The sequence below is a fragment of the Wenjunlia vitaminophila DSM 41686 genome (assembly GCF_000380165.1).
GTDB classification, from domain to species: Bacteria; Actinomycetota; Actinomycetes; order Streptomycetales; family Streptomycetaceae; genus Wenjunlia; species Wenjunlia vitaminophila.
This window is the reverse complement of the sequence record NZ_KB904667.1, coordinates 27,619-43,433: the sequence shown is the minus strand read 5'-3', so window position 1 is coordinate 43,433 and position 15,815 is coordinate 27,619. Positions and strand designations below refer to the sequence as shown.

Genomic DNA, 15,815 nt, shown 5'->3' with positions numbered 1-15,815 from the left:
CGGCACCGGTCGGGTCAGAGACCCAGGTCCTTGATGAGCTTCGCCACGTGCCCGGTGGCCCGGACGTTGTACAGGGCCCGCTCCACGGTGCCGTCCCCGTCCACGATGACGGTGGAACGGATCACCCCGGTCACCGTCCTGCCGTACATGGTCTTCTCCCCGTAGGCGCCGTACGCGGTCAGCACCTCCTTGTCCGGGTCGGCGAGCAGGGTGACCCGGAGGTTCTCCTTCTCCCGGAACCTGGCCAGCTTCTCCGGCTTGTCCGGTGAGACGCCCAGCACCTGGTAGCCGGCGTCGGCGAGCAGTTCCAGGTTGTCGGTGAAGTCGCAGGCCTGCTTGGTGCAGCCGGGGGTGAGCGCGGCGGGGTAGAAGTAAACGATCACCTTGCGCCCCGCGAAGTCGGCGAGCGACACCTGCTTGCCGTCAGCGTCGGGCAGAGTGAACCCGGGTGCGGCGTCGCCGGGCTGCAGTCGTTCGCTCATCTGTTCAAGCGCTCCTCGTCGGGGGGCGGTTCCGTACCCGACCGAGGGTAGGCCATGCCCCGCTCCCGGATCGGGGTGCCGGGCGACGGCGCGCGGGGCGACCTGACAGACTATCCCCCATGACCGAGGACGGGGACACCAGGACACCCGCACAGATCGAGGCGGACATCAAACGCAAGCGCGAAGAACTCGCCAGGACACTGGAGGAGATCGCGGTGCGGGCCCACCCCCAGACGATCAAGGACCACGCCCGGGTCAGGATCTCCGCCGCGGTGGACCGCTCCGCGGGGCGCGCCTACGTGGCGGTCAACCGGGCCGTCACCGACCTGCGGGCGCAGTTCCTCGACGAGGACGGTTCCCCGCGGATGGAACGCGTCGTCCCGGTGGCCGCCGCCGCCGTGCTGCTGGTCGCCCTGGTCCGCACCAGGCGCCGGCGCTGACCCCGGTCCGGCCGGCTGCGCGGGCTGTTCCACAGCCCCTGACCGCCCCCTGTCCCCGCCGGGCGGGTAACGTCGGCTTGTGAGCTCTGAGAAGTCCCGTGACGCGAACCGCAGTAGGCCCGACTCCGGGTTCGGCGGCGACAAACTGCCCATCCGGATGCTGCACGACCGGGTGCTGGTCCGCACCGACATACCCGAGGGCGAACGCCGCTCCACCGGGGGCATCCTGATCCCGGCGACCGCGGCCGTCGGCAAGCGCCTCTCCTGGGCGGAGGTCGTCGCGGTCGGACAGAACGTGCGGACCGTCGAGCCCGGCGACCGGGTGCTGTTCGACCCCGAGGACCGGGCCGAGGTCGAGGTCCGCGGGGTGGCCTACGTCCTGATGCGCGAGCGCGACCTGCACGCGGTGGCGGCCGAACGCCTCCAGGGCGCGGAAGGCGCCACCGGGCTCTACCTCTGACGGGCCCACCCGGGGCGCCCCCCGGTGGTGCCGCGGTACCACCGGTCCACCTGCCGGGTGAGCGGCCGGCCCCCGGTACGCGCCGCGGCCTACGGTTCCGCGCCGGTCGTGGTGCCCGTCGTCGTGCCGCTGGTGGTCCCGGTGCTGGTCCCCGTGGTGGTCCCAGTGTTGGTGCTCCCGGTGCTGGTCCCGCCGGTGGTGGGGTCGCCGGTGCCGCCGTCGGTGGTCCCGCCGTCCACGGTGCCCCCGTCCACCGTCCCGCCGTCCGTGGTGCCGCCGTCGGTCGTGCCGCCGTCCACGGTGCCCCCGTCGGTGGTCCCGCCGGTCGCCGGGTCGCCGGTGCCGCCGTCGGTGGTCCCCCCGTCCGTCGTCCCGCCGTCCGTGGTGCCGCCGTCCGTGGTGCCCCCGTCGGTGGGGTCCGGCGACTGCGAGCCCCTGGTGTCGTCGGTGGAGTCGCTGGTCCCGCCGGTCGTCGGGTCGGGCTGCTCCCAGTCCTGCGGTGGCTTCTGGTCCCCGCCGGTCGTCTTGAGGTCGAAGTCCTCGACGGAGCTGCCGCGCAGGGCGTCGCGCATGTAGGCCGTCCAGATCTGCGCCGGGAAGCCACCGCCGTTGACCCGGGGCAGCCCCGCCACGCCGTACAGCTTCTTCTGGTCGTACGGCGGGTTCGGGTTCTTGCCCATCACGCTGACCACGGTGGCGAGCTGCGGGGTGTACGCCGCGAACCAGGCCGCCTTGTCCTCCTCCGCGGTCCCGGTCTTGCCCGCGGCCGGCCGGCCCAGCTCCTTGGCCTCGAAACCGGTGCCGCCCGGCTCGTCGATGACGCCGCGGAGCACCTCGGTGACCGAGTCGGCGGCCTCCCGCTCGATCGCCCTCTCGCCCTTGTGGCGCGGCAGGTCCACCTTCTTGCCGTTCTTGGTGACCATGTCCACCAGCCAGGGCTCGGTGTACTCCCCGTGGTTGGCCAGGGCCGCGTACGCCCCCGCGGTGTCGAGCACGCTGGGGGTGGCGGTGCCCAGCGCCATCGCGGGACCGGAGTGCAGCCCGATGCCCTCCTCCGGGAACCCGAGGTCGATCGCCGTCCTCTTCACCTTGTCGGTGCCGACGTCCTGGGCCATCTGCGCGAACACGGAGTTGACCGAGTGGTTCATGGCCCGGCTCACGTCGATCGAGCCGTACCCCACCTGGTCCTCGTTCTCCGGCGCGTAGTACGGGGTGACCGGCTGGCCGTCGCGGTCCACCACCGGGCGCTTGTTGCTGCCGTCGTAGACCGTGTACCCGGTGATCGGCACCCCGCCGGTGGTGGTGGCCTCGTTGTCGATGGCCGAGGCCAGCACGATCGGCTTGAACACGGAGCCGACCTGGTACTCCCGGCGGGTGGCGTTGTTGGTCCACTGCTGGAGGTAGTCCACGCCGCCGTAGAGCGCCACCACCCGGCCCGTCTTGGCCTCCACGGACGCCCCGCCGGCCCGGACGTAGCTGTCCACCTTGCGGTCCTTGCTGAGCTCGGCCATCAGCTCGTCGTCCACCGCGTCCACGAACGCCTGCTGCTTCTTGCGGTCGATGGTGGTGGTGATCCGGTAGCCGCCGGCCGCCAGGGACTGCTCGTCCACGATGTCGTTGTCCATGAGGTACTTCTTGGCGGCCTCCACCAGGTAGCCGTCCTGGCCGCCGAGGCCGTTCTGCGGCCGGACCGGGTCGGGCTCGGCGAACCGCTGCCGGTCGCGTTCCGCCCGGGTGAGCCAGTCCTTCTTCTCCATGCCGTCCAGCACGTACTCCCAGCGGGCCAGCGCGGCCTTGCGGTTCTCCGGGTTGGCCACCACGTCGTACAGGCTGGGGGCGTTCAGCAGCGCGGCCAGGTAGGCGCCCTCGGAGACGGTCAGCTCGTCGGCGTCCTTGCCGTAGTAGGCGCGGGCGGCCGCCTGTATGCCGTAGGAGTTGCGTCCGTAGTAGCTGGTGTTCAGGTAGCCCTCCAGGATCTCGTCCTTGGTGGTCTCCCGGTCCAGCTTGATCGCGATGAAGAACTCCTTCGCCTTCCGGCTGAGGGTCTGGTCCTGGTTGAGGTAGTAGTTCTTCACGTACTGCTGAGTGATCGTGGAACCGCTCTGCCGCTGCCCGCCCCGCAGGGTGTTCCACGCGGCGCGGCCCATGGCCAGCGGGTTGACCGCGGACTCGGAGTAGAAGTTGCGGTCCTCCGCGGCGAGCACCGCCCGCTGCACGTGCTTGGGCACCTTGCTCAGCGGGATGCTCTCCCGGTTCACGTCGCCGGTGCGGGCTATCTCGGTGCCGTCGCTGTACAGGTAGACGTTCGCCTGCGCCTTGGCCACGGCGTTCGCCGGCGGTATGTCCACCAGCACGTACCCGACGGCGAAGGCTCCGACGCACAGCACGAGGAACGACAGGGTGCCGACCAGCACCATCCGCCAGGTCGGCAGCAGCCGCCGCCAGCCCGTCCGGCGGGGGCGCCGGCCGCCGGTGCCGCCGCCGTCGCCGCCCTGGCCGGTGCCGATGGTCCCACTTGGCTCGTCACTCATACCTGTACAGACTCCTCGCCCACGGCCAATGGTTGTGCCCCGGCGGCTCAGCGCGTCAAACGAACAAAGTTACCAAGACCATCCTGTATGCGTCGTGTCACTGTTCGTGCCACGAGAGGCGGTGCGGGAGTACTTGTGACAGGGCTGTGACGGGCGTCCCCGCGCGTCGCGCTCCGGGCCGGGCCCGGGCGGAAAACCCATGGTGGGGCACGGTGCTCGGTCGCTAGGGTGGCGGGCTTTGTGGCCGGCGCGCAGGGGAGGTTGATCATGGGGCTGTACGCGGCCATCGCCGTGCGCAGCTTCCGCAGGTACGCCACCTACCGTGCCGCCACCGTGGCGGGGGCCTTCACCAACACCGTCTTCGGCCTGATCGTGGCCCACACCTACCTCGCGCTGTGGGACGAGCGGCCCGCGCTCGGCGGGTACGACGTGGCGCAGGCGGTCACCTTCGTCTGGCTCGGGCAGGCGCTGCTGGCGGCCATGTCGTTGCTCGGCGGCGGCTTCGAGGAGGAGCTGGGCGAACGCATCAGGACCGGCGACGTGGCCGTGGACCTGTACCGCCCGGTCAACCTGCAACTGTGGTGGCTCTGCGCGGACCTCGGCCGGGCCGGGTACCACCTGTTGGGGCGGGGCCTCGTACCGGTCCTGGTCGGGGGGTGCCTGTTCGACCTCAGGGTGCCCACCGGCCCGGCGCGGTGGTTCGCCTTCCTGGTGTCGGTGCTGCTCGGCATCGTGGTGAGCTTCGCCCTGCGCTACCTGGTGGCGCTCAGCGGCTTCTGGCTGCTCGACGGCAGCGGTGTGCGGACCGTCGGCGTCCTGACCGCCGTGTTCTTCTCCGGGATGCTGCTGCCGCTGACCCTGTTCCCCGGGTGGTTGGGCGAGCTGGCCCGGGCACTGCCGTGGTCCGCGCTGCTCCAGGTGCCGGCGGACGTGTACCTGGGCCGGCACGCCGGGGGCGAACTGGTGGGCGCGATGGCCTTCCAGGCCGGTTGGGCGGTGGTGCTGCTCGCCACGGGGCAGGCGCTGACCGCGATGGCCACCAGGAGGGTCGTGGTGCAGGGTGGTTGACGGAGTGCGCGGCTACCTGTTCATCGCCGCGATGTGGATGCGTTCCACCCTGACCTACCGGACCTCGTTCGTGCTGCTCACCCTGGCGCAGTTGGTGACGAGCGGGCTGGACTTCGTAGTGATCGCGGTGATGTTCGCGCACACCGACACCCTGGGGGGCTTCGAACTCGGCGAGGTGGCGTTCCTCTACGGCACCTCGGGGGTGGCACTGGGGCTCGCCGACCTGCTGGTCGGCAGCGCCCAGCAGGTGGGGCGACGGATCAGGGACGGCTCGCTCGACGTGCTGCTGGTACGACCGGTCCCGGTGTTCGCCCAGGTCGCGGCGGACCGGTTCGCGCTGCGGCGGCTCGGCAGGCTCACCCAGACCGGGGCGGCACTGGCCTGGTCGCTGGTCCTGCTCGACGTCGACTGGACCTGGGACCGGGTGCTGCTGCTGCCCTGGATGCTGCTGAGCGGAACGGCGATCTTCGCGGGGATCTACGTGCTGGGCGCCGCGTTCCAGTTCTGGGCGGCGGACGCGGCCGAGGTGCAGAACGCGTTCACCCACGGCGGCAACACCCTCACGCAGTTCCCCCCGCACGTCTTCGCCAGGGACCTGGTCCGCGGAGTGACCTTCGTCGTCCCGCTCGCCTTCGTCAACTGGATGCCCGCCCTGCACGTCCTGGACCGACCCGACCCGCTGGGACTGCCGGCGTTCGCCGACTTCGCCTCGCCGGTGGTCGCCGCCGCGGTCTGCGGGGTGGCGGCGCTCGCCTGGCGGGCGGCGGTGCGCGGCTACCGAAGCACAGGGAGCTGACCCCATGGACCCCACCCCGCCGCCGGACCACCCCACGGGGGACACCGCGTTCCCCGTCCCACCGCCCCGGGCCTCGTCCTCGGGGGCGGCCACGTCCGGTGGCATGACGGGCGGTGAGCTGATCCGGGTGGAGAACGTGGTCAAGACGTTCACCGTGCGCACCCGCGCCGGGCGGTTCCGGCGGGAGAAGACCGAGGTGCGGGCGGTGGACGGGATCGACTTCACCGTGCGCGGCGGCGAGGTCGTCGGCTACATCGGTCCCAACGGGGCCGGGAAGTCCACCACGATCAAGATGCTCACCGGCATCCTGGTGCCCAGCTCCGGCCGGCTGCGGGTGGCCGGGCTCGACCCGGCCCGCGAGCGGACCCGGCTGGCCCGTCGGATCGGCGTGGTCTTCGGACAGCGCACCACGCTGTGGTGGGACCTGCCGCTGCGGGACAGCTACGCGCTGATGCGCCGGATGTACCGCGTCCCCCGGGACCGCTACCGGGAGAACCTCGACCGCTGTGTGGAGCTCCTGGACCTCGCTGACCTGCTGGACCGGCCGGTCCGCCAGCTCTCCCTCGGGCAGCGGATGCGCGGGGACATCGCCGCCGCGCTGCTGCACGACCCACGCGTCCTGTACCTCGACGAGCCCACCATCGGCCTGGACGTGGTCAGCAAGGCCCGGGTGCGGTCCTTCCTGCGCGCGGTCAACACCGAGCAGGGAACCACAGTGCTGCTCACCACGCACGACATGACCGACATCGAACAGCTCTGCTCCCGGGTCATGGTCATCGACCACGGCCGGTTGGTGCACGACGGGGACCTGAGGGGCCTGCGCCTGGGCGGGCACAGCGAACGCACCCTGGTGGTGGACCTGGAACGGGAGCTGCCGCCGATCCGCCTGGAGGGCGCCCGCACGCTGCGGGTGGAGGGGCCGCGCCAGTGGCTGGCCTTCCCGGCCACCGCCAGCGCGGCCCCGTTGGTGGCCGAGATCGCCGCCCGGTTCCCGCTGGTGGACCTGTCGATCCGGGAGCCGGCGATCGAGGACGTCATCGCCCGGATGTACGCGGACCGCGCCGTCGGCTGAGCGCGCCGTCGGGGCGGCCCCCGCCCGGAATCGGCACCCGCTCGAGCCGCACGGTATCGGTGCCCTTGCCGGCTCCCGGTAAGCTGAGGTCCGGGGCCGTAGCCCAACTGGCAGGAGGCAGCAGGTTTAGGTCCTGCGCAGTGCGAGTTCGAATCTCGTCGGCCCCACCGACACCGGTCCGCCCGCCGCGCGGACACCGCGGATGTCCTCCGGGCGGCGGGCGCCTCCGCGGTCCCCCGCACGACGGGCACGGGCCGGGCCGGCGCGCCCTCAGCCGTCGAGCAGTTCCCGGATCACCGGGGCCAGGGCCCGGAACGCGCGCCCGCGGTGGCTGATGGCGTTCTTCTCCTCGGGGGTCAGCTCGGCGCAGGTGCGGTCGTGCCCCGACGGCCGCAGGATCGGGTCGTACCCGAAGCCCCCGGTGCCCACCGGCTTGTGGGTCAGGGTCCCCTCGAGGACCCCCTCGGCGACGCGCTCGGTGCCGTCCGGCAGGGCCAGGGCCGCGGCACACGCGAAGTGCGCACCGCGGTGCTCGTCACCGATGTCGGAGATCTGGTCGAGCAGGAGGCGCAGGTTGGCCTCGTCGTCGCCGTGCCGCCCGGACCAGCGGGCGGAGAACACCCCGGGGGCGCCGCCCAGCACGTCCACACAGAGCCCGGAGTCGTCAGCGACCGCGGGCAGCCCGGTCGCCCGGGCCAGGGCGTGGGCCTTCAGCAGGGCGTTCTCCGCGAAGGTGACGCCGGTTTCCGCAACGTCCGGGACGTCGGGGAAGTCGGTGGCGCTGAGCAGGTCCTGGGGACCGCCGGCCACCGCCAGGATGGCGCGCAGCTCGGAGACCTTGTGCGGGTTCCGGGTGGCGAGGACGAGACGGGTGGTCATCAACAGCTCCTTGCGTGGGCCGCGCGGGTCGGCCGCGTGCGCCCGGTGGTAACGGGGTCCGGCGAGCGGTCACCCCGGGGTGCAGACCTTGGCCACTTCGCTGGCGGCGTCCATCACGGGGCGGGCGCTGGGCACCCGGCCGGCGTCCAGCGCCTGCTGGGTCTCGGTGATCTGGGTGGCGAGGTCCTCGACGGCCCGGTCGACGTCGGCGTTGTCCGACCGCTCGCCCAGCTTGTCGGTGTCCCGCTCCAGCTCCCGCAGGGCGTCGAGGGCACCCTGCGGGTCCTGGTCCGCCTGGGCGAGCGCCTGGCTGAGCTCCGTCGCGTCGGTGGTGATGTCCACCGCGAACTCCCCGCAGTCCAGCGCCTTGTTCACCGCGTCGCAGGCCGCCGTGGAGGCGAACAGCAGCACGGCGGCGGCGGACGCCACCAGTCCGACGGCCACCCGTCCCACCTGCCGGTCCGTCCGCTTCCCCGCCCACCGCCGTCCCCGGCCGCCGGGGATCATGCCGGTTCCCCCGCCAGGGCGGCCTGTTGCAGGGCGTCGAGGCGGGAGCAGCCAGCGACCGCCAGGTCCAACAGCAGGTCGAGTTCCGACCGGTCGAACGGGGCGCCCTCGGCGGTGCCCTGCACTTCGACGAACCGCCCGTCACCGGTGCAGATGACGTTCATGTCGGTCTCGGCCCGCACGTCCTCCTCGTAGGCGAGGTCGAGCAGTGGCACCCCGCCCACGATGCCCACGCTGATCGCGCTGACCGTGCCGACGAGCGGGTTGGCCTTGCTCTTCATCACCTTGTGGGCCTGCATCCAGCGCACGGCGTCGGCCAGCGCGACGAAGGCGCCGGTGATCGCCGCGGTGCGGGTGCCGCCGTCGGCCTGGAGCACGTCGCAGTCCAGGACCACGGTGTTCTCGCCGAGCGCCCGGTGGTCCACGACCGCCCGGAGCGAACGTCCCACCAGGCGGGAGATCTCGTGGGTGCGTCCGCCGATCTTCCCGCGGACGGACTCGCGGTCACCGCGGGTGTTGGTGGACCGGGGCAGCATGGCGTACTCGGCGGTGACCCAGCCCTCGCCGCTGCCCTTGCGCCAGCGGGGCACCCCTTCGGTGACGGTCGCGGTGCACAGGACCCTGGTGTCACCGAACGAGACCAGGACGGAGCCTTCGGCGTGCTTGTTCCACCCCCGTTCGATGCTGACGGGACGGAGCTGGTCGGGTGAACGACCGTCGGTTCGTACCGCTGAGTTGACAAGCATGCCGACGACCCTATCCGGAAGCGGTCGAGGACCACCGTCCGAAGGCGGTCTCTTCAACCAGGGGTGGTTCCGCGCCGGAAGCGGTACGCGTCGGGACGCGACGGGAAACGGATCACATCATGTCCTCGATCTCCATCGCGAGTGGGTCCGCCTCGGTGCCGACCACGACCTGCACGGCGGTGCCCATCCGCACGACTCCGTGGGCCCCGGCGGCCCTCAGGGCGGCGTCGTTCACCAGGGAGGGGTCCTGGACCTCGGTGCGCAGCCGGGTGATGCAGCCCTCCACCTCGACGATGTTCCGCACGCCGCCGAGTCCGGCGACGATCTGCTCAGCCTTGCTGGCCATGACCTGCTCCCTGTCCTCGGTCCGGCCCCGCCCGACCCGGGTGGCGGTCCGACCCGGGCCGGGCGCCGCCCGTACGTCCCGTTCCCCCTTCATGGTCTATACCAGAAGGCGGTCGGTGGCGCTGGCCCGCTGCGCCGCGGCACCCGGGTCCGGTCGGAGGTCCCCACGGCGACTCCCGGGGGCCTCAGGCGCCCCCGGGTGCGCGAGCCACGGTCCCCGCACGCCCCTGCGCTCCCCCGGAAGGGTGACTCCAGATGGTTGACACCGATGACGCCGCCACATCTCCCGTCCCCTCCGATCCGGGCCCGCCGGACACCGGCGACCCGGCGCCCGGGCCCGCGGAGGGCGGGGCGCCCGGCGCCGGCACGTCCACCGCGGCGTCCGGCCCACCGGCGGCCGGCCCGGACGCGGGGACCACCGCCACCCGTCCGTCCCCCGCCCGCGGCTGGCGCTCCGGACTGGTGCGGGGACTGCAGAAGGTCGGTCGCAGCCTGCAACTGCCCATCGCCGTGCTCCCCGCGGCCGGCCTGCTCGTCGGTCTCGGCCAGCCCGGGGTGCTGGGTGCCGAGGGTCTGGGCTGGAACAAGGTGGCGGAGGTGTTCACCCACGCGGGGAACGCCATCCTCGACCCCAGGCTCACCCTGCCCCTGCTGTTCTGCGTCGGCGTCGCCATCGGCTTCGCCAGGAAGGCGGACGGCACCACCGCGCTCGCCGCGGTCGTCGGGTTCCTGGCCTTCCACGGGGTCCTGGAGGCGTTCCCCGACGACGCCGGCGAACCACAGAACCCCAGCGTGCTCGGCGGCATCCTGCTCGGCCTGGTCACCGCGGTGGTCTGGCAGCGCTCCTACCGCGTCAAACTGGTGGACTGGCTGGGGTTCTTCAACGGGCGCCGGCTGGTGCCGATCCTGATGGCCTTCATCGGCACCGCGCTCGGCGTGGTCTTCGGTCTGGTCTGGGAGCCGGTCGGAGACGGCATCAGCTCGATGAGCGACGGCCTGATCGGCCTCGGCCCGTGGGGCGCGGGCATCTTCGGGGCGATCAACCGCGCCCTGATCCCCGTCGGCATGCACCAGTTCGTCAACACCTTCGCCTGGTTCGAGGCGGGTTCCTTCGACTCCTCCTCGGGACAGACGGTCAGGGGTGACCTGACCAGGTTCCTCGCCGGGGACCCGGACGCGGGGATGTTCATGGGCGGCTTCTTCCCGATCATGATGTTCGCCCTCCCCGCCGCCGCCCTGGCGATCGCGCACTGTGCCAGGCCGGAGCGACGCAAGGCGGTCACCGGGATGATGCTGTCGTTCGCCCTGACCTCGTTCGTCACCGGCGTCACCGAACCGCTGGAGTTCTCCTTCATGTTCGTCGCACCGGTGCTCTACGCGATCCACGCCCTGCTGACGGGGTTGTCCCTGGCCGTGACGTGGGCCCTCGACGTCCACGTGGGATTCAGCTTCTCCGGCGGCCTGATCGACTACCTCGTCAACTGGCACCTCGGTCAACGCCAGTGGGTGGTCGTCCCGATCGGCCTGGGCTTCGCCGCGCTGTACTACGTCGTCTTCCGCCTGGCCATCGTTACGTTGGACCTGCACACCCCGGGGCGGGAACCCGCGGAGGACGTCGAGGACGTCACCAGGGTCTGACCCGCCGGGCGGCACCGCGCGACGGTCACCCGGGTCACAGCTCGTAGACCTCGCCGGCCCTGGCGACCTCCACCGGCCCGGGGAACGCCGCCCGGGCGTCCGTCAGGTTCCGCGCCGGGTCGGTCCACGGCGGGATGTGGGTGAGCACCAGCCTGGCGGCCCCGGCCCTGGCCGCGTGCTCCCCCGCCTGCCTGCCGTTGAGGTGCAGCCCGGGGACGTCCTCCTTGCCGTCGGTGAACGACGCCTCGCAGAGCAGCAGGTCGGCGTCCCTGGCCAGGTCAACGAGGGCAGCGCAGGGACCGGTGTCCCCGGAGTAGACCAGGGCGCTGCCGTCGTGCTCGATCCGGAAGCCGAACGCCTCGACGGGGTGGCACACCCGCTCCGCGTACACGGTGAACGGGCCCACCGAGAAGCGACCGGGGGCCAGCGTCCGGAAGTCGAACACCTCGCGCATCGCCGAGTCCTTGGGCAGGTCCCCGCCGTAGGCGTCGCACAGCCGTTCCTCGGTGCCCCGGGGACCGTACACCGGCAGCCGGTCCATCACGGGGCCCTCGTGGCGGTAGTAGCGCACGACCCAGTAGTTGCACATGTCGATGAAGTGGTCGGTGTGCAGGTGGCTGAGCAGCACCGCGTCCAGGTCGTACAGGCCGCAGTGGCGCTGGAGCCCGCCGAGCGCGCCGTTCCCCATGTCCAGCAGCAGACAGAAGCCGTCGGCCTGGATGAGGTAGCTCGAGCACGGCGAGTCCGCGGAGGGAAAGGTCCCGGCGCAGCCGACAACGGTGAGCTTCATGGGCAGGAACCTCCAGCGGTGGATCCGGGGGCCTCGCGCGGTGACGGACGTCGCACCCCGAACGACGCGTCGTCCGCCGCGGGGCGTGCCACGTCAGCACCCGGTCCACACCGTTGCGGGATCGCGGGTGCCGGTCGGCCGCTGGCGGCGGGTGCGGGCCGCCACGTCAGACGAGAGTAAGCCGCCGAACCCCCGCACCGCCGTTCCGGCGGCCGGTTGTGGGCGGAATCACCAGTACGAGCGGGCAGGCGTGTCACCGCGCCGGTGCGAAGTGCGCTCGGGCGCTGGGCGGTCGGGGGGCGGGGGTCGGCGGTGCCGGGGGTGGCCGGCCGGGGGACGGCTGGAGGGTCCGGGGCCGGTCAGCGCAGGACGCGGACCGGCCCCGGCGGGGCGTGCCGGGTCAGGCCCAGAGTTGGCCGTGCAGGGCCTTGACCGCGGCCTCGGTGGAGTCGGCGGTGTAGATCCCGGTGGAGAGGTACTTCCAGCCGCCGTCAGCGACGACGAAGGCGATGTCCGCCGACTCCCCGGCCCGGTGGGCCTTGGCGGCCACGCCGAGCGCGGCGTGCAGGGCGGCACCGGTGGAGACCCCGGCGAAGATGCCCTCCTGCTGGAGGAGTTCGCGGGTGCGGCGCACGGCGTCCTCGGAGCCGACCGAGTAGCGGGTGGTCAGCACCGAGGAGTCGTAGAGCTCGGGGACGAACCCCTCGTCGAGGTTGCGCAGCCCGTAGACCAGGTCGTCGTACCGGGGTTCGGCGGCCACGATCACCGTGTCCGGGCGGTGTTCGCGCAGGTAACGGCCGACACCCATGAGCGTTCCCGTGGTGCCGAGGCCCGCCACGAAGTGGGTGATCTCCGGGAGGTCGGCCAGGATCTCGGGACCGGTGGTGCGGTAGTGGGCGGTGGCGTTGGCGGGGTTGCCGTACTGGTAGAGCATCACCCAGTCCGGGTGCCGCTGGCTCAGCTCCTTGGCCACTTTCACCGCGGTGTTGGAGCCGCCGGCGGCCGGTGAGGAGACGATCTCGGCGCCCCACATCCGCAGCAGCTCCCGGCGCTCCTCACTGGTGTTCTCCGGCATCACGCAGACGATCCGGTAGCCCTTGAGCCGGGCCGCCATGGCCAGCGAGATGCCGGTGTTGCCGGAGGTGGGCTCGAGGATGGTGCAGCCGGGGGTGAGCCTGCCCTCCGCCTCCGCCTGTTCGATCATGAACAGGGCCGGGCGGTCCTTGACCGACCCGGTGGGGTTCCGGTCCTCCAGCTTGGCCCAGATCCGGACCTCGGCGGAGGGCGACAGGCGCGGCAGGTGGACCAGGGGCGTGTTGCCGACGGCCGCCAGTGCGGAGTCGTAGCGCATCGGTGGGCTCAGCCGCCCGCGACGGCGGGGAGGATGGTGACGCTGTCCCCCTCGCTCAGCCCGGTGGAGATCCCGTCCAGGAAGCGGACGTCCTCGTCGTTGAGGTAGACGTTGACGAAGCGGCGCAGGTCGCCGTCCTCCTCCACCAGCCGCTCCCGGATACCGGGGTGCCGCGTCTCCAGGTCCGCGAAGAGCTCCCCGAGGGTGCCGCCGGTGCCCTGCACCGCCTTGGCCCCGTCCGTGTAGCTGCGCAGGATCGTCGGGATGCGTACCTCGATGGCCATGGGTGTGCTCCAAGAAGTGAGAAGGAGGGGGACTACACGAACACCGCTCGGCGCCGTGGGGCGCCTGGGCACCGCGGGACACCAGGGGCCGGGTCACCGCGTGCGGGGCCCGCCGGGCACCGCCCGGCGGGCGGGAGGCCGCCTGGCGCACGGCTCAGCGACAGATGGCGCTGGCCAGGCGGCACAGGTCGATGTGCAGGCGGGCCACCAGCAGGGCGCCTTCGCGGCTGTCGTCACTCACATCGAGGGAACACATGGGGTCATCGTAACGATTCCCGGAATCTCATTCGGACTGGCGTCCCAGTATGTGGTCAGTCCTGGTAGGCATCCACCAGGGACACGGGTTCCTCGGTGACCTCACCGTCCACGATGCGGAACGAACGGAACTCGAACGGCCCGTCGCCGTTGCCGCAGTGCTCGGTGGAGACCAGGACGTAGTGGGCGCCGGGCTCGTTGGCGTAGCTGATGTCGGTGCGCGAGGGGTAGGCCTCGGTGGCGGTGTGCGAGTGGTAGATGACCACCGGGTCCTCGTCCCGGTCGTCCAGCTCCCGGTAGAGCCTGAGCAGGTCGGCGGAGTCGAACTCGTAGAACGTGGGCGAGCGGGCCGCGTTCAGCATGGGGATGTGCCGCTCCGGCCGGTCACTGCCCGCGGGTCCCGCGATCACTCCGCACGCCTCGTCGGGGTGGTCGGCGCGGGCATGGGCGACGAGGGCGTCGTGCAGCGCCCGGGTGATGGTCAGCATGGAACGAGGATAGGCCGGGGGGCGCGGAGGGCCGTCGGCCCGCCCCTGGCCACGGCCCCGGCCCCGGCCAGGCCACGGCGGCCCGAGCGGCCACCGCGGCCGGAGCCACCCCCCGGCGGCGCCCGGCAGCCGCCCAGGGGGTGCGGGGTCAGTCCGGCGTGAACTCGTACCGCAGCTCGTAAAGATGCCCCGCCTTCACCATGACCGATGCCTCGATCGGCCGGTCGTGGTCGCTGTAGACCACCCGCAGGGTCCGCAGCACCGGCAGGGCACTCGGGAGGCGCAGCGCCTCGAACTGCTCCTGGGTGGGCACACGTGCGGAGACCCTGTCGACGCTGAGCCGTGGGGGAAAGCCCCGCTCGGCGAGGAGCGTGGGGGTTCCGCCCCTGATCTTGCGGCGTTCCATCAGCGCCGTACCACGAGCGAGGTCCAGCGGATAGTAGGACCGGACCAGCTCCACGGGTTCGTCGTCGATCAGCAGCACCTGGCTGCGCAGCAGCACCGCGCCGTTCGCCGGGATGCCGAGCGCCGACCCGACGTCCGCGGGCGGCGTGGTTTCCGTCACGTCGAGCAGCGTGCTGTGGGGCCTGTCCCCGTACCTCGCTGCTTCGGTGAGCCACCGGTACTGCTCACCCGTGCCGACAGGGGCCATGTACGCGGCGGGGCGCATGGTCCGCTGGCGGTGCTCGCGCACGGTCACGGCCGCCCCGGCGCGACCAACGACCAGCCGCTCGTCCTTCAACAACTGAAGGGCCTTCTGGACGGTGGCGTTGGAGGCGCCGAACCTCGCCTTGAGCTGTGCCGTGGAGGGCAGGCTGGCCCCTGGTGCCAGGTCGCCACTCATGATCTCGTCACGCAGATCCGCTGCGATCCGCTCGTGCAGGGAGCGGCGGTCGAACCCTCCGTCCGGGGTCGTGGACACGGTCATCCGATCTCGATCTCGTAGCGCAGCCGTTGCCGGTGCGCTGGCATGGTCATCACGTCAACCTGGATGGGCCGTCCTGCACGGTCCAGCGTCAGCCGCCGGAGCAGCAACACGGGTTCGCGAGGGCCGGTCCCCAGGGCCTCCCTCGTCGTCGGGTCCGGCATCCGCGCGGTGACCTCCTCCTTGACGCGGGCCCCGGCATACCCCAGTTGGGCCAGCAAGGCGATGGCCCCGCCGGGAATCCTCGCAGCCTCGGCCAGCCGGGTGCCGCGGGCGATGCCCACCGGATAGTAGGTGTCCGTCAGCTCACACGGGTCCCCGTCCAGGTACATCACCCGTCGGCGCACAATGACGGGCTCACCTACCGCGACGCCCATGAGGTCCGCGACCTCACCCGGGGCGGCCACCTCTCCGGCTTCCACGACGCGCTGGCTCCCCCGGCGCCCCCGCGCGGCCGCCTCGGCCCCCCAGATCTCCGGTTGCCCCTCCCCCGGTGGAGCAAGGTACGGCGTCGAGGTACTGACCCACCTGCTGTCGTTCACAAGGCCCTCCCACCCGATCGCTGGTCCCACCTTGCCGCTCAGCAAGAGGCCCACAGTCTATTGCTTGCTACTTTTCGCGAAAAGCGATAAGATCTTCACTCAGCGTACACCTCCGAGGAGGCCGTTGCCCGGCCGTCACCAAACCGTTCGCGACTGTCGGAGAAAGATCCTCAACGATGACCTCTCGTCCCTTCGCCTCTGCCAGGCCACTCTCCT

At 71.9% G+C, this 15,815-nt stretch carries 19 protein-coding genes and 1 tRNA gene; 7 read left to right on the top strand and 13 right to left on the bottom strand.

Annotated elements, in window-relative coordinates; genetic code table 11:
• Positions 1 to 14: 14 nt before the first annotated feature.
• On the bottom strand, positions 15 to 482 hold the full coding sequence (gene bcp / locus A3IG_RS0112780) for a thioredoxin-dependent thiol peroxidase (RefSeq protein WP_018383957.1): 468 nt from the start codon (positions 480 to 482) through the stop codon (positions 15 to 17).
• Positions 483 to 601: 119 nt separating this feature from the next.
• On the opposite strand from bcp, the gene A3IG_RS0112775 reads away from it, so the two are divergent.
• Positions 602 to 922: a DUF3618 domain-containing protein gene (locus A3IG_RS0112775; RefSeq protein WP_018383956.1), complete on the top strand. Its 321-nt coding sequence runs from the start codon at positions 602 to 604 to the stop codon at positions 920 to 922.
• Between the two features lie 157 nt (positions 923 to 1,079).
• Positions 1,080 to 1,382, top strand: coding sequence for a GroES family chaperonin (locus A3IG_RS0112770; RefSeq protein WP_051087481.1), 303 nt, complete (start codon positions 1,080 to 1,082; stop codon positions 1,380 to 1,382).
• A gap of 89 nt (positions 1,383 to 1,471) precedes the next feature.
• Here the strand turns inward: A3IG_RS0112770 and A3IG_RS0112765 are convergent, their stop codons facing one another.
• Complete coding sequence (locus A3IG_RS0112765; RefSeq protein WP_018383954.1) at positions 1,472 to 3,913, bottom strand: transglycosylase domain-containing protein; 2,442 nt, start codon at positions 3,911 to 3,913, stop codon at positions 1,472 to 1,474.
• 267 nt (positions 3,914 to 4,180) lie between these two features.
• Here A3IG_RS0112765 and A3IG_RS0112760 point away from each other — a divergent pair, with 267 nt between their 5' ends.
• The 4 genes from A3IG_RS0112760 (at position 4,181) to A3IG_RS0112745 (ending at position 7,016) form a co-directional block, all read left to right on the top strand.
• The gene (locus A3IG_RS0112760; RefSeq protein WP_018383953.1) at positions 4,181 to 4,981 is read left to right on the top strand and encodes an ABC transporter permease; all 801 of its coding nucleotides are present in this window, start codon (positions 4,181 to 4,183) and stop codon (positions 4,979 to 4,981) included.
• Positions 4,982 to 5,012: 31 nt separating this feature from the next.
• Positions 5,013 to 5,777, top strand: coding sequence for an ABC transporter permease (locus tag A3IG_RS0112755; protein ID WP_078500395.1), 765 nt, complete (start codon positions 5,013 to 5,015; stop codon positions 5,775 to 5,777).
• A 103-nt stretch (positions 5,778 to 5,880) separates the two neighbouring features.
• Complete coding sequence (locus tag A3IG_RS0112750) at positions 5,881 to 6,849, top strand: ABC transporter ATP-binding protein (protein ID WP_086019936.1); 969 nt, start codon at positions 5,881 to 5,883, stop codon at positions 6,847 to 6,849.
• A 92-nt stretch (positions 6,850 to 6,941) separates the two neighbouring features.
• Positions 6,942 to 7,016 (top strand) — tRNA-Leu (locus A3IG_RS0112745).
• A gap of 103 nt (positions 7,017 to 7,119) precedes the next feature.
• Here the strand turns inward: A3IG_RS0112745 and rdgB are convergent.
• From rdgB to A3IG_RS0112725, 4 genes are all read right to left on the bottom strand, one after another.
• Positions 7,120 to 7,728 (bottom strand): RdgB/HAM1 family non-canonical purine NTP pyrophosphatase, encoded by a 609-nt coding sequence (rdgB, locus tag A3IG_RS0112740; protein WP_018383950.1) that lies wholly within the window; start codon positions 7,726 to 7,728, stop codon positions 7,120 to 7,122.
• A 69-nt stretch (positions 7,729 to 7,797) separates the two neighbouring features.
• The gene (locus tag A3IG_RS0112735) at positions 7,798 to 8,235 is read right to left on the bottom strand and encodes a hypothetical protein (protein ID WP_018383949.1); all 438 of its coding nucleotides are present in this window, start codon (positions 8,233 to 8,235) and stop codon (positions 7,798 to 7,800) included.
• Entirely contained in the window at positions 8,232 to 8,981 is a 750-nt protein-coding gene (gene rph / locus A3IG_RS0112730) for a ribonuclease PH (protein WP_018383948.1), read from the bottom strand. Before rph ends, A3IG_RS0112735 begins: the two co-directional genes overlap by 4 nt.
• 112 nt (positions 8,982 to 9,093) lie before the next feature.
• On the bottom strand, positions 9,094 to 9,327 hold the full coding sequence (locus A3IG_RS0112725) for a glucose PTS transporter subunit EIIB (protein ID WP_026220209.1): 234 nt from the start codon (positions 9,325 to 9,327) through the stop codon (positions 9,094 to 9,096).
• 254 nt (positions 9,328 to 9,581) lie between these two features.
• Between A3IG_RS0112725 and A3IG_RS0112720 the strand changes: the two genes are divergently transcribed.
• Positions 9,582 to 10,964, top strand: a complete 1,383-nt coding sequence (locus A3IG_RS0112720; protein WP_018383946.1) for a PTS transporter subunit EIIC — start codon at positions 9,582 to 9,584, stop codon at positions 10,962 to 10,964.
• A gap of 34 nt (positions 10,965 to 10,998) precedes the next feature.
• Here the strand turns inward: A3IG_RS0112720 and A3IG_RS0112715 are convergent, their stop codons facing one another.
• The 7 genes from A3IG_RS0112715 to A3IG_RS0112685 form a co-directional block, all read right to left on the bottom strand.
• Positions 10,999 to 11,754 carry an MBL fold metallo-hydrolase gene (locus tag A3IG_RS0112715; protein ID WP_018383945.1) on the bottom strand — a complete coding sequence of 252 codons (756 nt, stop codon included), beginning with the start codon at positions 11,752 to 11,754 and terminating at the stop codon, positions 10,999 to 11,001.
• A 400-nt stretch (positions 11,755 to 12,154) separates the two neighbouring features.
• Entirely contained in the window at positions 12,155 to 13,105 is a 951-nt protein-coding gene (locus A3IG_RS0112710; RefSeq protein ID WP_018383944.1) for a PLP-dependent cysteine synthase family protein, read from the bottom strand.
• Between the two features lie 8 nt (positions 13,106 to 13,113).
• Entirely contained in the window at positions 13,114 to 13,389 is a 276-nt protein-coding gene (locus A3IG_RS0112705) for a MoaD/ThiS family protein (protein WP_018383943.1), read from the bottom strand.
• Positions 13,390 to 13,543: 154 nt separating this feature from the next.
• Complete coding sequence (locus tag A3IG_RS35855; protein WP_018383942.1) at positions 13,544 to 13,645, bottom strand: putative leader peptide; 102 nt, start codon at positions 13,643 to 13,645, stop codon at positions 13,544 to 13,546.
• A 55-nt stretch (positions 13,646 to 13,700) separates the two neighbouring features.
• Complete coding sequence (locus tag A3IG_RS0112695; RefSeq protein ID WP_018383941.1) at positions 13,701 to 14,132, bottom strand: Mov34/MPN/PAD-1 family protein; 432 nt, start codon at positions 14,130 to 14,132, stop codon at positions 13,701 to 13,703.
• 148 nt (positions 14,133 to 14,280) lie between these two features.
• Complete coding sequence (locus A3IG_RS0112690; RefSeq protein ID WP_018383940.1) at positions 14,281 to 15,060, bottom strand: GntR family transcriptional regulator; 780 nt, start codon at positions 15,058 to 15,060, stop codon at positions 14,281 to 14,283.
• Complete coding sequence (locus tag A3IG_RS0112685; protein ID WP_018383939.1) at positions 15,057 to 15,599, bottom strand: GntR family transcriptional regulator; 543 nt, start codon at positions 15,597 to 15,599, stop codon at positions 15,057 to 15,059. Before A3IG_RS0112685 ends, A3IG_RS0112690 begins: the two co-directional genes overlap by 4 nt.
• Positions 15,600 to 15,815: the final 216 nt, after the last annotated feature.

Coding starts and splice junctions, on each gene's coding strand:
- A3IG_RS0112770 (WP_051087481.1), top strand. CDS start 1,080: ATGCTGCACGACCGGGTGCTGGTCCGCACCGACATACCCGAGGGCGAA.
- A3IG_RS0112760 (WP_018383953.1), top strand. CDS start 4,181: ATGGGGCTGTACGCGGCCATCGCCGTGCGCAGCTTCCGCAGGTACGCC.
- A3IG_RS0112690 (WP_018383940.1), bottom strand. CDS start 15,060: ATGACCGTGTCCACGACCCCGGACGGAGGGTTCGACCGCCGCTCCCTG.
- A3IG_RS0112755 (WP_078500395.1), top strand. CDS start 5,013: ATGTGGATGCGTTCCACCCTGACCTACCGGACCTCGTTCGTGCTGCTC.
- A3IG_RS0112765 (WP_018383954.1), bottom strand. CDS start 3,913: ATGAGTGACGAGCCAAGTGGGACCATCGGCACCGGCCAGGGCGGCGAC.
- A3IG_RS0112725 (WP_026220209.1), bottom strand. CDS start 9,327: ATGGCCAGCAAGGCTGAGCAGATCGTCGCCGGACTCGGCGGCGTGCGG.
- bcp (WP_018383957.1), bottom strand. CDS start 482: ATGAGCGAACGACTGCAGCCCGGCGACGCCGCACCCGGGTTCACTCTG.
- A3IG_RS35855 (WP_018383942.1), bottom strand. CDS start 13,645: ATGTGTTCCCTCGATGTGAGTGACGACAGCCGCGAAGGCGCCCTGCTG.
- A3IG_RS0112750 (WP_086019936.1), top strand. CDS start 5,881: ATGACGGGCGGTGAGCTGATCCGGGTGGAGAACGTGGTCAAGACGTTC.
- A3IG_RS0112705 (WP_018383943.1), bottom strand. CDS start 13,389: ATGGCCATCGAGGTACGCATCCCGACGATCCTGCGCAGCTACACGGAC.
- rdgB (WP_018383950.1), bottom strand. CDS start 7,728: ATGACCACCCGTCTCGTCCTCGCCACCCGGAACCCGCACAAGGTCTCC.
- A3IG_RS0112710 (WP_018383944.1), bottom strand. CDS start 13,105: ATGCGCTACGACTCCGCACTGGCGGCCGTCGGCAACACGCCCCTGGTC.
- A3IG_RS0112735 (WP_018383949.1), bottom strand. CDS start 8,235: ATGATCCCCGGCGGCCGGGGACGGCGGTGGGCGGGGAAGCGGACGGAC.
- A3IG_RS0112715 (WP_018383945.1), bottom strand. CDS start 11,754: ATGAAGCTCACCGTTGTCGGCTGCGCCGGGACCTTTCCCTCCGCGGAC.
- A3IG_RS0112775 (WP_018383956.1), top strand. CDS start 602: ATGACCGAGGACGGGGACACCAGGACACCCGCACAGATCGAGGCGGAC.
- rph (WP_018383948.1), bottom strand. CDS start 8,981: ATGCTTGTCAACTCAGCGGTACGAACCGACGGTCGTTCACCCGACCAG.
- A3IG_RS0112695 (WP_018383941.1), bottom strand. CDS start 14,132: ATGCTGACCATCACCCGGGCGCTGCACGACGCCCTCGTCGCCCATGCC.
- A3IG_RS0112720 (WP_018383946.1), top strand. CDS start 9,582: ATGGTTGACACCGATGACGCCGCCACATCTCCCGTCCCCTCCGATCCG.